This window comes from Providencia rettgeri, from assembly GCF_001874625.1.
GTDB classification, from domain to species: domain Bacteria; phylum Pseudomonadota; class Gammaproteobacteria; order Enterobacterales; family Enterobacteriaceae; genus Providencia; species Providencia huashanensis.
On the sequence record NZ_CP017671.1, the window covers coordinates 230,994 to 246,816 of the forward strand.

The 15,823-nt window shown below is 41.1% G+C and carries 11 protein-coding genes and 1 pseudogene; 3 read left to right on the forward strand and 9 right to left on the reverse strand.

Annotated elements, in window-relative coordinates; genetic code table 11:
- Positions 1 to 208: 208 nt before the first annotated feature.
- The 4 genes from RB151_RS01080 to RB151_RS01095 are packed head-to-tail and all read right to left on the reverse strand — an operon-like array spanning position 209 to position 4,718.
- Positions 209 to 1,624 carry a DUF1116 domain-containing protein gene (locus RB151_RS01080; RefSeq protein ID WP_042843366.1) on the reverse strand — a complete coding sequence of 472 codons (1,416 nt, stop codon included), beginning with the start codon at positions 1,622 to 1,624 and terminating at the stop codon, positions 209 to 211.
- Complete coding sequence (gene fdrA, locus RB151_RS01085; RefSeq protein WP_042843367.1) at positions 1,624 to 3,174, reverse strand: acyl-CoA synthetase FdrA; 1,551 nt, start codon at positions 3,172 to 3,174, stop codon at positions 1,624 to 1,626. The genes RB151_RS01080 and fdrA overlap by 1 nt, the downstream gene beginning before the upstream one ends.
- Complete coding sequence (locus RB151_RS01090; RefSeq protein ID WP_071547595.1) at positions 3,164 to 4,087, reverse strand: DUF2877 domain-containing protein; 924 nt, start codon at positions 4,085 to 4,087, stop codon at positions 3,164 to 3,166. The genes fdrA and RB151_RS01090 overlap by 11 nt, the downstream gene beginning before the upstream one ends.
- A gap of 25 nt (positions 4,088 to 4,112) precedes the next feature.
- Positions 4,113 to 4,718, reverse strand: coding sequence for an ankyrin repeat domain-containing protein (locus tag RB151_RS01095; protein ID WP_048605491.1), 606 nt, complete (start codon positions 4,716 to 4,718; stop codon positions 4,113 to 4,115).
- A gap of 631 nt (positions 4,719 to 5,349) precedes the next feature.
- Between RB151_RS01095 and RB151_RS01100 the strand changes: the two genes are divergently transcribed.
- Positions 5,350 to 6,282 (forward strand): LysR substrate-binding domain-containing protein, encoded by a 933-nt coding sequence (locus RB151_RS01100; RefSeq protein ID WP_042843373.1) that lies wholly within the window; start codon positions 5,350 to 5,352, stop codon positions 6,280 to 6,282.
- A 3-nt stretch (positions 6,283 to 6,285) separates the two neighbouring features.
- Here RB151_RS01100 and RB151_RS01105 read toward each other — a convergent pair whose 3' ends face one another.
- Together RB151_RS01105 and RB151_RS01110 are read right to left on the reverse strand one after the other, a co-directional pair.
- Positions 6,286 to 7,143, reverse strand: a complete 858-nt coding sequence (locus tag RB151_RS01105; protein WP_071547596.1) for an alpha/beta hydrolase — start codon at positions 7,141 to 7,143, stop codon at positions 6,286 to 6,288.
- A 64-nt stretch (positions 7,144 to 7,207) separates the two neighbouring features.
- Positions 7,208 to 9,263, reverse strand: a pseudogene (locus RB151_RS01110) (TonB-dependent receptor domain-containing protein).
- A 754-nt stretch (positions 9,264 to 10,017) separates the two neighbouring features.
- On the opposite strand from RB151_RS01110, the gene emrA reads away from it, so the two are divergent.
- Positions 10,018 to 11,190 carry a multidrug efflux MFS transporter periplasmic adaptor subunit EmrA gene (emrA, locus tag RB151_RS01115; protein WP_071547597.1) on the forward strand — a complete coding sequence of 391 codons (1,173 nt, stop codon included), beginning with the start codon at positions 10,018 to 10,020 and terminating at the stop codon, positions 11,188 to 11,190.
- Positions 11,191 to 11,206: 16 nt separating this feature from the next.
- Positions 11,207 to 12,730: a DHA2 family efflux MFS transporter permease subunit gene (locus tag RB151_RS01120; RefSeq protein ID WP_048605487.1), complete on the forward strand. Its 1,524-nt coding sequence runs from the start codon at positions 11,207 to 11,209 to the stop codon at positions 12,728 to 12,730.
- 55 nt (positions 12,731 to 12,785) lie between these two features.
- Here the strand turns inward: RB151_RS01120 and paaY are convergent, their stop codons facing one another.
- The 3 genes from paaY to paaK all read right to left on the reverse strand — a co-directional run bounded on the left by paaY (position 12,786) and on the right by paaK (position 15,802).
- A complete protein-coding gene (gene paaY, locus RB151_RS01125; RefSeq protein WP_042843378.1) occupies positions 12,786 to 13,379 on the reverse strand; it encodes a phenylacetic acid degradation protein PaaY in 594 nt (197 codons plus the stop codon).
- A gap of 21 nt (positions 13,380 to 13,400) precedes the next feature.
- Positions 13,401 to 14,339 carry a phenylacetic acid degradation operon negative regulatory protein PaaX gene (paaX, locus tag RB151_RS01130; RefSeq protein WP_048605486.1) on the reverse strand — a complete coding sequence of 313 codons (939 nt, stop codon included), beginning with the start codon at positions 14,337 to 14,339 and terminating at the stop codon, positions 13,401 to 13,403.
- Positions 14,340 to 14,491: 152 nt separating this feature from the next.
- Positions 14,492 to 15,802 (reverse strand): phenylacetate--CoA ligase PaaK, encoded by a 1,311-nt coding sequence (gene paaK, locus RB151_RS01135; RefSeq protein WP_042843380.1) that lies wholly within the window; start codon positions 15,800 to 15,802, stop codon positions 14,492 to 14,494.
- Between the last annotated feature and the right edge of the window lie 21 nt (positions 15,803 to 15,823).

The following is a 15,823-nucleotide window of genomic DNA, read 5'->3' on the forward strand; positions in this document are numbered from 1 at the left end:
TAGCTATCTAAGTCACATACATGAGTATGCTCCTTGGGATATCTTCGTTTGCCGCCTTGCTGCAACTCAAATTATTTAGGGTATACACGCTAGAGGGTGTATATCATGATATTCAAAGTTGCAGTTTATCTGTGTTGCTGAATATTCAGGGTATTTGTTTTATTTTTATTGCCCAACCGAAGTTGGGCGTCTTTTTTATGATTGAAAACTAAGCATATTTCTGTGCGTAGGCCAACATGGCTTTTTCAAAGCAATCAAATGGCGGGTGAACAATACCTGCTCCAATCATACCGATACCTGCATCTTTGTGGGCAATTGCTGTGTTGATAACAGGTAAAATACCGCTGGCTGAAACTTTGGTAATATCGATGGCTGTCGGGATACCCATAAAGCCGAGTAATGGAATAGTCACATTCGGGTTTTCACCAAGTGTGATTTCGCGCATTTGACGTGAGAAATCTACCGCCTCTTCTACCGTACCACCAACCAGCGCAACGATGGCAGGTGCGGTTGCCATTGCAAAGCCCCCAATACCGTAGGTTTCTGTGATTGCCGAGTCACCAATATCTAAGCCAGAATCCTCAGGCTTATAACCTGCAAACATTGGGCCGATAACTTGCTGTGAAGGCCCTGTAAACCACTGACCCGGTAATCCGCTGATACGTAAACCAAATTCATAACCATTACGAGCCATGGTGGTGACAACGGTACTGTATTCAATACCATGTGCTGCATCCATTGACGCTTTACACATTGCCATCCAAGTTGGGCCGGAGAAGTAATCACTACTTGCCACAAAATCAAACACTTCTTTTTGTTGTGCGACAGAGAAATCAGTTTGAATAATTCCTGTCGTTAATGCTTGGATCAGTAAGGTGGTACCAGCGTTATTACGGTTATGGCACTCATCCCCCATGTGTAAGGCTTGGGCTAGCATTAAACGCAGGTCAATTTCACCTACAATTTTCATTGCGTCGCGTAGCATTGGCCCTAATACATCACGCATCCAATTTAAACGGTCAATAACGCTTTGGTCATTGGCACCCATGCGTAGGATTTTCGCCATTTGTTCACTGAGGTTGGTGAATGCGCGGTTGCCATAGGTTTTGTTTTCAACGATATGCATAAACATAGATGCAGACGTTACCCCAGCCATTGACCCAACACAGTCGTGTTCATGGCAAGGGGAGAAAATAACCTCACCAGATGCCGCTACGCGCTCTGCATCGGCTAAATCTTTCGCGAGCCCTTCAAAGACCAGCGCACCAGTAACTGCCCCTTTCATAGCTCCACACATGTCTTTCCAAGCAACGGGTGGACCGGCGTGTAGGATAGTGTTTTTAGTCATGCCCGGTACCACATTAATCGCTTGGTCATAGCCAACTAATACTGGTTGGGATTGAATAATGCGCTCAAGGGCTTGTGCGTTAGCCGCTGCAATTTTTTCTTGTAATGCCGCATTACCTTCAATTTGGTCGAGGGCGCGGATCACTGCCACGTTCCCTTGTCCTGGAGGCGTCCAATTTAGGTGAGTGACTGGAACATGTTGTTTTTTCAGGTCATCACTGAACATCTCGATGCCAACGTTGATAACATTTAGCGGTTGTTTAAATAATGAAGTCATTATGCGTTCTCCCCTTTCCACACAAACTCACGTCCTAATAAACCCGTATTGGTGCTGCTACTTGCCCAGATGACCCCTGCATCTGTCAGCATTTTGACTTGTGCATCCATGGATGGAGTATCTTGGTCCGTACCGAGTACATAGCCTAAAATTTCAAGTTCACGACCATCTTGTTTAGCGATGTTTTTAGCTTCTTTGATAGCATCAATCATGACGCCAACGGGGTCTTCGTGAGAACCGAAGCCTAAAACAAAGTCCATCATAATCACGCCGACCTCAGGGTCGCGAGCTTCTTGTAATAAGCGTTCGATACGGTTGGTCGGGTCGATCATTGGGTGAGGTTTACCATTAGTGAAATCATCATCACCAAAGTCGAGGAAAGTGTGAGCGATACTTTGATTTAAGTCTTTCAGGCGGTAGTCAGGGTTTGGTTGAATATTGCTGTAAACATCATCGTATTTTTCCAAAGCGGCAAACATCGCTTCATCGCATAGCGTTCCGCCACAGAATAAGCCACGTATATATTTTTGCTCAGGTTTGAGCTTCGCTCTGACTTCTTCAATTAAAGGCCAGTTTAGAGAATGTAAATCTAAATCTTCTTTACGAATACCCGTTAATAGCACTGCTTTTAGTGCCGCCTCTTTGGTGCTTTGTGCAAACGTTAGCCCAGGTTTATCTTCTGGTAGAGGCTGGCTACCTAAGAAACAAACAACGACTGGTTTGTGGCATTTTTCAGCTTGTTCTAGTACTTTCTTTGCAACAGCGGCGGCTGGTGGCTTAGAAATGAGGGCAATAACTTGGGTTTCATCATCGGCATCTAACATCTTTAGGGCATCAATCATCATGATCCCGCCAATTTTCTCACTTAAATCGCGGCCACCGGTACCAATTAGTTGAGAAACACCTGCACCAAATTCATGAATACGAACGCTAAGCTCTTGGCTACCAGTACCGGATGCACCGATGATCCCAATGCTGCCACGGCGAACGCTATTACCAAAACACAATGCAGTGCCATTGATAATTGCGGTTCCGCAGTCTGGGCCCATCATGAGTAGACCTTTCTTGCTAGCGAGTTGTTTGAGTGCTAATTCATCTTCAATTGAAACGTTGTCAGAAAATAACATCACGTTGAGGTCGTTTTCTAATGCAATGCGGGCTTCACGGGCGGCAAATTGGCCATTCACAGAGATTACCGCAAGGTTAGTATCGGGGATGTGGGTTTTCGCAGAATTAACCGTGGCATATTTGGCTTCGTGTTGGCCACCACCTTGGTTTTTTTTATTAAATAAGTCTTCAATGGCAATTAATGTAGCATCGTTAGCATCATCGCTTGGCCCTTTAATGACAATCATTAAATCGCCATTTTTAGCCTCTTCCAATTCAGGGGTTAATAGCCCTAAATTTCTGAGTACGCCTTTATTCATTTCTGTTGCCATCGCAACAAAGGCTTGTTCAACATTATCAAGTTGATTGGCCTTTGTTGAAATAGACATCAGTGACACGGAATCAAAATAAGTATTCTTTTTTATGACAACTTTAGTCGACATAGTTTTCTCCGAAATAATGGGTGAGATACAGGGCATCACGTAAGCCAAATAGCATGTCGCTGCCAGAACTTGACCCGATATTTAAAATCTCTAAAAATTGTGGATAAATATTTGTCTCTTTCGCATCAACTAACATTTGAATTAATTGCTGCATATTTTCACGATATTCTTGGTTTAAGGCTTTCTCTAGGGTTATGGCACTTATAGGCGTTGTTTGGCTTTTGCTTTGAATAATCCCTTGATAAAACCCAGGATAAAAAGCAAAAGCAGGGTGCTCCTTTAACAATAAAAATGCCATTAACCCAACTAAATAGTCATCACTGGATGGTGTTAACCCGATACCTAAGCCAACAAATTGGCGAATGATATGGGGTAATTTTTGTTGGTCTTTATTAATCAATAATTCAATCAGTTTTAACCGTAACTGAGCCAGTTGTTTAGCTATTGATAGATAAAAGACGTTATCTCCCTGATAATTAAATAGGGAATCCACATTATGATTTAAAATTATGTCCAAACTTTTTATTTGGTTTGCTATATATAATAAATAATCTGGGTTAGTTAATTTTTTATAATCAAAAATAATAATGGGTGATTGCCATTTTTTACATAACGAAAATGAAATTAAATAATTTTCACCAATAACCATTTCATTATCTGAAAAATAAATTGGGTCTCCTACTTTTAAGGTTAAAAGAGAAAAGTCTTTATTTATTAATCGGCAACTATTTGGTGCATTGTCTAACTGAGAGCTTAATAAAGTATAAAGAATATTGCCTATTGAGATATTTATCGCTTTATTGAAAACCTGCTCTACTTTTCCTGTAAGCTGCGGCTGATGTAAAACCTGAAGAAAATGTGTATCAGCCGTAAGCCCGTATAACCTTTGCCGATGAGATATGGATGCGTTCACATGCCTCCTGATCGGGACGGTTCGATTATGCCCCCGCGGCAATCAATAATTCAGCTATTTCGTTATAGCCTTTTTCACGAGCCAGCTCTAACGGCTTTTTACCATATTTATCGGTCATATGCGGGTTTGCGCCGTGGTCTAATAGTAATTTGACAATTTGTTGTTGCTTTTCGCCACCATCATTTAAAACGATTGCTTCAAGTAATGGTGTCCAACCGACGAAGTTGGTATGGTTTACATTGATATCAGTTTTTTCGAGTAACTCACGAACAATATCTACATGCCCTTTTTCGCTTGCTGGGGTAATTCCAACGCCACCAAAGCGGGTCAATAAATCTAAATTTGGTTTTGCAGGTAATACAAGGCGCAATAATGTTAAATCATCATTTAAACAGCTTAATAAAAAAGGGTTAAAACAAGTTTGGTCCTGTTTATTAATGTCAGCACCTGCACTAATCAGAAAAGAAACACATTCATAATGTTTATTCAGGCTAGCATTGACGATAGCAGTGCGGCCTTGACGGTTGGTGGTGTTAATATCCACACCTTTTTCAAGGCAATTTTTTAATAATTCTAATTGTCCTTGTTCAGCTGCAGTTAAAAATTCGTGAGCGAGAGTATTGGAGGTCATCATTTTCCCCTTAGGTTGGTTTATTGTTATCACCAACATAGATAAAGACAATTTAAAGATTATTTATGATGTCCAAAGCATAGCAATTGTCATTAATAAAAAGAATCCGTTTAAATTTAATTCATCAATTAAGCACTCGATTATTGAATTCAATTCAACAATAAGCCTTTTTTGTGCGTGTAAGCATTATTTTTCATCGTTTTTTGATGTGTTTTGGGTGTTTTATAGCCAAAATAGTGTGATTTTTTTTGTTAATTAAACAGGCTAATAATGATTTGATCAGTTCTGTGATGGACATCAACTTGAAAGTATTAAATTTGTTAAGATTGTGAATTGTTTGATCATTTTAACATTGAATGTTAATACTTGGTTTGAGTATTTAATTCAATAATATTAAGTATTTTGAATATTAATAGCCACATTTAAAAATGTGCTTTTGTATTTAAAAAAGCTAAATAGAATTAAACCTCTTCTCGTTATGAATAATTCTGTTAAGCTATAAATATATGGTCGAAAAATAGTCTATTATTCAGCCTGTTGAATTTTATTCACAGATAGTCGTCATATTTTGAGTGCTAAGAGTTTAAAAAAAACAGTTTGGTTTATTTTTGTTCAATTTGGGAATACAACGATGAACTCAATTTTCACTGAAGAAAATTTACTGACTTACACGACAGCAGCAAAATTTGCCAGTTTTAGTAAGGCGGCAGAGGAGTTAGGGGTGACAACCTCTGCGGTGAGTTACACGATTAAACGTATTGAAACCTATTTGGATGTCGCGTTATTTATTCGTAATACGCGGAATATTGAGCTGACAGAAGCTGGCTATTATTTTTATCGTAAAGCAACTGACCTACTGAATAACTTTCATTTAATTCAAAAAAGTATTTATTCCATTGAACAGGGGATTGAAGCGCGAGTTCGTATTTGTATTAACCAGTTATTATATACGCCTTACCATACCGCTAAGTTACTGCAAATATTAAAAAAACAGTTTGCTACTTGCCATATTACGGTGACAACCGAAGTGTATAATGGTGTGTGGGATGCGATTATTAATAACCATGCCGATATTGCGATTGGGGCTCCGGGAACACTGATGGATGGCGGGGGGATTGATTACACTGAAATTGGCGCCATCCATTGGCAATTCGCTATCGCTGCCACGCACCCTTTGGCATTAATGCCTGAACCGATTGCTGAAAGCCAGTTGCGTCTGTATCCCAATATTATGGTCGAAGACACCGCGCATACCATTAATAAACGTGTAGGATGGCTGCTTCATGGGCAAGAAGCCATACAAGTTCCTGATTTCAATACTAAATGCCAATGTCAGATATTAGGGGAAGGGATTGGCTTTTTGCCTGATTATATGGTGAAAGAACATGTAAAGACTGGCCGGTTAGTCACTAAAAACATACAAAACCCGCGGCAGGATTCACATATGTTATTAGCGACACAGCACTCAGCGACTGGGCTTGTGACTCAATGGATCCGTAAGGAATTCGCAGAAAAAGGGGTTTTAACAGAATTATACAGTGACTTACTAAAACCCATTAATTAACGGCTATTGGCTAGCAACTTCGAGTGCTTTATCAATAGCATCGGGGATCACCGAACCGTGGGTTTTTCCATCAAATAAGGTAAATTCACAGGTTCTTTGCTGGTTTTGTATTTCCTCACACACTTGGCGAGCGTTGATCCAGCTTTTACGTTCTTGATAATTCTGTATTTGCTCTTGACTGAGCTTAGATAAATCAGGGCTTTCTTCCAATCCTCCTAATGTGACGAAAAGCGGCGCAGCGGCTTGTGGGCGCGTCAGTTTTGCTAAATCGACCATTTCCCCTTTGCCCCACCAAAGAGACGGGCTAGCCGTGATGTAGAATTGAAAATCATTAGGCTGCTGCTGATAAGCCATTAAGGTAAATAACCCACCAAATGAATGGCCAAATAGGGTTTGCTTGCTTTTATCAATAGGAAACTGTTGCTCAACCCATGGACGGATTGTGTGAGTTAAAAATTGGTATAGCGCAGGGGAACCGCCACCTTGTTTAAAATCGTCACCTGAAACGGGTGGGGTGTAGTCGAGAGTTCGCCACGCTTTGGGAAATGCTTCGTCGACAGGGTAGCCAAGGCCTATAATAATCGGTAGTTTATCCGCTGGCAGCTTTTCAACTGCGCGATTAACCGCTTTGGGGTATAGGCCATTGCCATCAAGCATGTACAGTACAGGGCGCTTGACCGTGGAGTGATAAGGTACAGCGCTATAGATACGTAATGCGCGGTCACCATATGCCATATCCGTTTGTTGAATATCGTAAAACTGGCTGACTCGCTCATCCATACTAGGGATAGTTTGGCTAGGGCGTGCTAATGCGGAACTTGTCATACACAGTAGTAAGCTGGAAATTAACAGTTTATTCATGGTTTTTTAAGTTAAAGAGGCTACCTCAATTAAGGTAGCCGTCAAAAATTAACAAGATAAGCGCTTAGAAACTGACGTTGACGTTTGCCCAATAACGGCGTCCGTCTTCGACGTCCCAGTTGCCATAATTTTTATCAATCGCAGGGCCTTTTTCATTACCAATATTTAACACAGCAAAATTAAGCTTAGTATTTTTAAACAATTGGTAAGTTGCACCGACATCCATAGTGGTGTAACCGCTACGATAACGCGGGTACTTAGAACCATTACGTTGTGCTGCCCATATTTGTTTGCCTTCATAGCGTGCACGGGTATATAGGCTTAAATCTTCGCTGTACTGCCAGTCCAATTTTGCGTTAGCCATATGTTTTGGCGTTTTATCCAATGCATAGCCCTTGAGTGAAATACCGTTACCTAATTTTTCATCATCACTTTTACGTTCTGAATCCGTATAGGTGTAGTTTAAGCTCAATTTCCAATCTTGGGCAATTGGAATACCTGTTGCAACTTCAACCCCTTTGGTATTGGCTTTACCGACGTTATCGTAAGTGTATAACGTAAGTTTAGGGTGTGCAGGATCAGGTTTGTTCAATGAATAGCTAGTGAGTTTATTTTTAAAATCAGTATTAAACAGCGTTAAGCTGGCATTAAAACCAGATTCATGATCATAAGCAATACTGATTTCTTCGCTGATACTTTTTTCAGGCTTTAGGTCTGGGTTACCGTAGATAATGCCGTTACCACCTTGGGTTGAGGTACCATAGCCTTTGCTGATTTCACGTAACGTTGGGGCGCGAAATGCAGATGAAACACCACCTTTGATGGTAATTTCATCCGTTAAATAGTAAACGGCATAACCCCGAGGGTTCCAGTGGTTACCATAAGTTTCATGGTGATCCAAACGCAGCCCTCCGGTGAGGATCAGATCGTCAGTTGCGGTGAATTCATTTTCAACAAACAGAGCCGACTGATCGACCGACATACTGGTTTTTTCCATAATGCCTTTTCCGACTAAAGAACTGTCCTTTAGCTTGGAATATTGATACTGTCCACCGACAGTAAGAATGTTATCTGGCAAGAAAGCGACCACTTTTCCATCAACGACCGTATTAGTAATTTCAGGCACACGAGCTTCATAGCCACCTTCCCAGTAGCCTGTTGTTTTATTGCGATCTTGAGACTTGATTTTACGTTTGGTTTGTTCTTGGTAAACCACTCAATTCGGTATGGAAAGTATCCCATTCGCCTTTATAAGTAAGGGCGGCATGGTTGCGATCATTATGCCATTCGTCTTTTGAGTTATATTGTTTATCACCACCACGAATTTCATACTCACCAACTGATTTACCTGGTGTAGAGGTTTTTTCTTGGGTGCTGCGACCTGCTTCAAGTAAGAAGGTTTGGTTTTCTTGTGGAGTGAAGGTTAATTTTGCGGTTAAGCTACGGTTATCGCGCTGATGATGGCCTTCTAAAATTTTATCTTCTTGGCGATAATTACCACCACCATATAACTGCAAGCCTAATTTATCTTGAATTAATGGCCCCGACAGGTAGAAGTTACCGTCAGTCGAATTACCACTATCACTATTTTCTTGGATAATGGTACCTGCGGTGACGCTACCGTGCCACTCATTGGTCACTTTTTTGGTGATGATATTAATCACACCACCCATTGCATCGGAGCCATACAGAGAGGACATTGGTCCGCGGATGACTTCGATACGCTCAATCGCTTCCACTGGTGGCATAAAGCCAGCTTCAAAACCACCGCTACCATTTGGACGCGATTCACGGCTATTTTGGCGACGACCATCCACAAGGATCAACGTATACTCGCCGGGTAAGCCTCGAATATTAATATCTTGTTTATTAGCGGCACCAACTACACTGACACCTTCAACATCTTTTACGGCGTCAGCTAAATCACGTACCGGTTTATTTTGCAATTGTTTTGCGCTGATTACGGTCACACTGGCAGGGGCATCACGTAATTGTTGTGAGTAGCCTGAAGCACTGACGACCATGGTATCTGAATTGTTATCTGCTGCTGTAGCATTAAACGTGGCTAATGCCGCACAAACCCCTGCGGCAATAAAAGAGTAGTGATAGTTCGAAGTCATGATTATCCCTGTAAATATAAATGAGAATGATAATTATATTGTTTGCGGATACTATCACTAAAACATATCAAAAATAAATAATTGCCTAGCTAATTTATAGTCAATATTTGATCTCGAATAAGTTTTTTTACTTACTCTTAACTTGTACAGCTCATTGATGTTTCAGCCTTAACATAAAATTAATATTTAACATTGGGTTAGGGAAATTTGTGATAAGTAAATGTACAGTAGACGGAGTGTTTGTGACGAAAAAAGAGAACAATGATTTCACGAGTACCGCAGCAAAGGGTGAGCGCTTTATGGTTCTTGACGGAAGGGAAAAACAGAATATACGAATCTGTAAGGGCAAGAGGATATTACAGAGGCTAAGTCGTGATTAAACGATTATTATTCAATGTAACCACAATATATTTTTACTATTGAGTATTTATCTAATCTAAAAAAGAAGATTAATTATAGGTTAAGTTATTTTATTTGTCGGTGCAATTAACTTTATTTTTATATAAAATAGTTAGTGCAGTTATGTTTATAAAATTAATCAATCTAATTAAGATTAGTTTAATTAGATTGATTTATAGTTTTTAATTAATCTCATATACTATGGGGTTGTGTTTTTTATGTCTAAATATCATGATGTTAACTTTTATTTTGGAATGGTTTTAATTTTAATGCACGTGTTGTCTATTGCTTTATTATATATACTCCGTAAATATAGAGTAAAACATAATATTGAATTTGGAATTTGAGACTTATTATGATCCAATCGCCACAGACAGAAATAAATAATCAAAAAACGACAAATGAAAAGCGCAGAAAAATATGGATGCTTATTGCTACAATTATTATCATTCTATTATTTGTTGCTTATGGTATTTATTGGTTTCTCATTTTACGTTTTCAAGAATATACCGATGATGCTTATGTTTCAGGCCTACAAATCCCCATTGTTGCGCAAACAACAGGGAATGTTACCCAAGTTAATTTCGAAAATACCGACTTAGTTAAAGCTGGGGATGTATTGGTGGTGTTAGACAAAACCAATGCGCAACTATCCTACGAACAAGCGAAACATGACCTTGCCACTACTGTGCGCAAAACCAAAGAGTTATATATCAATGGCGATGAATATCAGGCACAAATCCAAAAAAATCGGGTGACACTTGCGCAAGCCCAACAAGACTATCAGCGCAGAGCAGCGTTAGGGCGTAGTGGGACGATCTCAAAAGAAGATTTACAACACTCCCAAGAAGCCGTACAGCTTGCGCAAGCCGCGCTCGATATTTCCATTCAACAATATAATGCAAATCGCGCTTTGTTACGCAACACCGAGTTGAAAAAGCAACCTGCAATTTTACAAGCGGCTGATAGCGTGCGCAGTGCATGGATTAATTTGCAGCGGACAGAAATTAAAAGCCCAATGACAGGGTACGTTTCGCGGCGTAATGTCCAAGTGGGTTCCCAAGTTAGCCCACAAAGCTCATTAATGGCAATTGTCCCTGTTCAGCCTGTGTGGGTAGATGCCAACTTTAAAGAAACCCAGTTAGAGAAAGCGCGTATTGGTCAATCTGCGACTATTAATAGTGACTTTTATGGCGAAGATATTGTGTACAGTGGCACCGTTGTGGGGCTAGACATGGGGACAGGGAGTGCATTTTCTTTATTACCTGCACAAAATGCGACGGGTAACTGGATCAAAGTTGTTCAACGTTTGCCCGTACGTATCGAATTAGACCCTGAACAAGTGGCAAAATACCCACTTCGTATTGGCTTATCAATGAATGTAACTATTGATATTAAAGACCAAAGTGGCCCAGTTTTAGCGGAAGTTCAGCGCACAACACCTGCATTTGAAAGTGATGCGCTGGTCTTAAAACTTAATGATGTTGACCAGATAATCGACACCATTATTACGAATAACGCAGATTAGCCTGAAAGGAGCTATTGTGGCAGATATTCAACCGCTGAAGGGGGCGAAGCTGGTATGGGCAACCATTGCGTTATCCCTTGCGACTTTTATGCAGGTTCTCGACTCAACAATTGCTAACGTCGCTATCCCAACGATTGCCGGTAATCTTGGTGTTTCCGTGTCTCAAGGGACATGGGTCATCACTTCTTTTGGGGTATCGAATGCAATTTCTATCGCTATTTCCGGTTACCTTGCCAAGCGTTTTGGAGAAATACGGGTTTTCTTATGGGCAACCGCACTTTTTACTTTATTTTCATTGCTTTGTGGTTTCTCTGATAGTTTAGGAATGCTGATTCTGTATCGTGTTTTACAAGGTGCGGTTGCTGGGCCGGTTATCCCACTGTCACAAAGCCTGATCATGCGTTGTTATCCACCTAAAATGCAAAATATGGCATTGGCATTTTGGTCAATGACGATTATTTTAGCGCCGGTATTCGGCCCTATTTTTGGTGGCTATATCAGTGATAATTTCCACTGGGGTTGGATCTTTTTCATGAATATACCACTCGGTATTTTTGTGATTATTGTCGGTTCTATCATCTTAAGAGGAATGGAATCAACCATAGTGAAAGTGCCGTTTAATGTGATTGGCTTAGCATTGTTATCGGTAGGTGTAGGCTGTTTACAGGTGTTGTTAGATAAAGGCAAGGAGCTAGGTTGGTTAGCTTCAAATGAAATTGTCATATTAGGCGTGATTTCAGCCATTGCACTGGTGTTCTTAGTGATTTGGGAGCTAACAGATAAAAATCCAATTGTTGAACTATCTCTCTTTAAGTCGCGTAATTTTACGATAGGGACGGTGTCAGTTAGCTTGGCCTATATGGCATATTTTGGGGCGATTGTATTGTTGCCGCAACTTTTACAGGAAGTTTATGGTTATACCGCCACATGGGCTGGGCTTGCTTTAGCACCGATAGGCTTGCTTCCTGTACTTTTTTCGGCACCAGTCGCAAAACTCTCCGATTTCCTCGATATTCGCTGGATAGTCACCTTTAGTTTTGTGTTTTATGCGATTTGCTTTTTTTGGCGGGCGTATACTTTTGAACCGAGCATGGGGTTTTCTGCGGTAGTATGGCCGCAGTTAGTGCAAGGCATGGCCGTAGCTTGTTTCTTTATGCCGTTGACGACATTGACGTTATCAGGGTTACCTCCGGAAAAACTTGCCTCTGCCTCTAGTTTAGCCAACTTTTTCCGTACCTTAGCAGGGTCGATTGGGACTTCAATTACTACGACTATGTGGAGCGATAGAGAAGCCCTTCATCATAGTCAACTGACAGAGCATATTACGGATTACAACCCTGAATCTTTAGATATGTACCAAGGTATGGCCGCTCATGGGCTCAGTACAGAACAAACATCCGGTTTTATTGCGAAGGAAATTACCAACCAAGGGCTGATTATCGCGGCTAATGAAATTTTCTGGTTATGTGGCTGGGTATTTATCGCATTGATTATTACAGTGTGGTTCGCTAAACCCCCATTTGGTAATAAAGCGAAGTGATGTTATCTGGTTTTGGCCCAAAAGAGGGAGCAAATAGGTTTGCTCCTTTTTCATTCTATAGCTGAGATTTGGGAATGATGTTCTCAAAGCTAAGTTTAGGACGGTTGGTTTCAACTTCCTGTAAAGGGGCAACTTCTTTAAAGGTACTTAGGCAGCGGATCACTAAATTTTGGTAATCTTTTGTCCCACTGCTTTTCCAAGCAATTTCTTTGTCTGATAACGCACGTAACACTTTGGCAGGCGTTCCAACAATCAAGCTATTTTCTGGAAATATGGCCTCAGCTTTTACAAAGGCACAGGCGCCCACAATTGAGTTTTCACCAATTACTGCTCCATCCATAATCACGCTATTCATACCGATTAAAGCGTTACGTTTGATATGGCAACCATGCAAAACCGCACCATGACCGATGTGCCCTTCTTCTTCGACGATGGTTTCGTACTGTGGAAACCCATGCATGATGCAATTATCTTGAATATTGGCACCATCTTTAATGATCAAGCGGCCAAAATCACCTCGTAAGCTGGCATTGGGGCCGATATAGACATTTTTGCCAATGATTACGTCACCAATGACAACCGCGGTAGGGTGAACAAAGCTTTCAGTGCTGACGACAGGTGTAATACCATCAATTTGATAAAAAGGCATATAGGCTCCTTTAATATAAGTTTAGGCGGCGATATCTCTTAAAACTCCGCCAAAACGCCGATAGTAGGCGCTCGAAGGTTGAGGAAGTTCCCCTACCGTGGTTTCACATCGTTCTGAAACATATTGTGTTGCGGCTTGGTCAATTCGTTGGTAAATATTGGTACAAAGGTGGCGAGCAATATGGCCCTCCCATTGTGCTGGAAGCAGTTCATCAGGCAACAAAGGGTCTTTTAGTGTGACTCGGCGATAGAAGTGAATTAACAACAAACGTAATTGGAAGCAATGTTCTGGGGATATTTGTGGCTCAGTATTCTCTTTAAGGAGTAGTGCCAAGGGCCTAAATAATGAAATAAATTGGTGGTAATGCTCTGATATTTCTTGCAAAGACCAAGCTTGTGATACTAACTCTTTCAAGTTTTTTTCTGAACGGCTATAAGGGTAATCTGCATGAAAATAGATGGCGTGCTCAGTGGCATTGAGCTCATTTAATAGAGAAGGAACATCAGCTTGTGCGCAGCTCGGTGCTGCCATGAGAGAGGTATTAAATTGGCCAAACCCTAGCCAGCTAAGTTCTTTTTTTAGCCTGTTTTTTTCATCTTTATCAGCCGCTTCCAATAATAGTAGTTCCCATTTCCCATCCCAATCAGGCTGTTCAGCAAGGTAGATTTTACTTTCTGCTCGGCGGAATCGGCTTTGCCCGCGTTCAGAAATGCGGTAGTAGCTACGGCGACCAATTTTCTCAACATCTAGCCAGCCTTCTTTTTGTAAACGAAACACAGAAGTGCGAACAAAGCGATCGCTAAACCCCATCGGCTCTAATAGTTTGGTTAAACTGCCTAACCACACCTCGCCTCCGCGGTGATGTAAAGCATCACCGTAGAGTGAACTAATCAGAGAGGTCCCGCTAATGGGTTGGCTTTCTATGGCATGTTGTATAAATTGGCTGAGTTTATTATCCATTTATATTTCATCTATAAAATTTATGTATCAGAAGGCTTACTGAATAGTAGACATAAATTTAAAAGTTGTCTTCCATTACCTTTAATTAGTGCTATTTTTTGGCATTAAGGCATACCAAATAAGCTAACTTCAATATGCCTTAATGAGTTGAATTAAATCGCAATTCGAGTATCAATAACACGCTCCGCTTTACCTTGGGAGCGGGGGATATCACCGCAATTGACAATACTGATCCGGGTGCTAATCCCTACCATCGATTTGATACGATGTTTTAAATGATGGCAAATATTGCAGCGCTCATCATAGGTAAGTTGCTCAGGGTGCTTGAGCTCCACACGGACTGACAAATTATCCATATTACCTTGGCGACCAATTTCTAATTGGTAATGTGGAGATAGCTCTTTGAATTGCATAATTTGTTCTTCAATTTGGGAAGGGAAGACATTTACGCCACGTATAATCATCATATCGTCAGAGCGACCAGTGATTTTACCAATACGGCGCATATTACGATTTACCCCGCTCATTAAGTGAGTCAGGTCACGAGTCCTATAGCGAATAACAGGCATAGCCTCTTTTGTCAGGGTAGTAAACACTAACTCACCATGTTCACCATCCCCCAGTGTTTTAAGTGTATCAGGGGAAATGATTTCTGGGTAAAAATGGTCTTCCCAGATGGTTGGGCCGCTAGCACCTGCGTCAGCACACTCCATAGCTACGCCTGGCCCCATGACCTCTGATAAACCATAAATATCTAATGCTTTGATCCCAAGGCGAGTTTCAATTTCTGAGCGTAGTGATTCAGTCCAAGGTTCCGCACCAAATACACCTAATCTAAGTGAGCACTTACTAGCATCTCCACCCATGATTTTTTCAAGCTCATCGATGATACTTAAGCAATACGATGGGGTTACCATAATGACATCAGGCTTAAAATCGGCGATTAGTTGCGCTTGCTTTTCTGTTTGGCCACCAGACATTGGGATCACCGCAGCACCAAGGCGCTCTGCACCATAGTGAGCACCTAGACCACCGGTAAATAAACCATAACCATAGGCGACATGAACTTTATCACCGCGAACAGTCCCCGCTGAGCGTAGGCTACGGGCAATTAAATCAGCCCAATTATCGATATCCCGTTGGGTATAGCCAACAACTGTCGGGCGGCCTGTCGTGCCAGAGGATGCATGAATACGAATAATTTGGTCCATTGGCACTGCGAAAGTACTAAATGGGTAGTTTTCACGTAAATCTTGCTTTGTTGTATAAGGGAATTTTTCGATATCACTAAGTTGTTTAAAGTCGTCAGGATGTACCCCTGCATCGTCGAATTTCTTACGGTACATAGGCACATTTTCATATGCGTGAGTGAGTGTCCACTTCATCCGAGAATACTGTAATGACTCGATTTCATCGCGTGAGGCAAATTCGATTGGGTCGATGTTGTCTTGTATCATGCTCATAATTGCCAGTCCTCATAATTA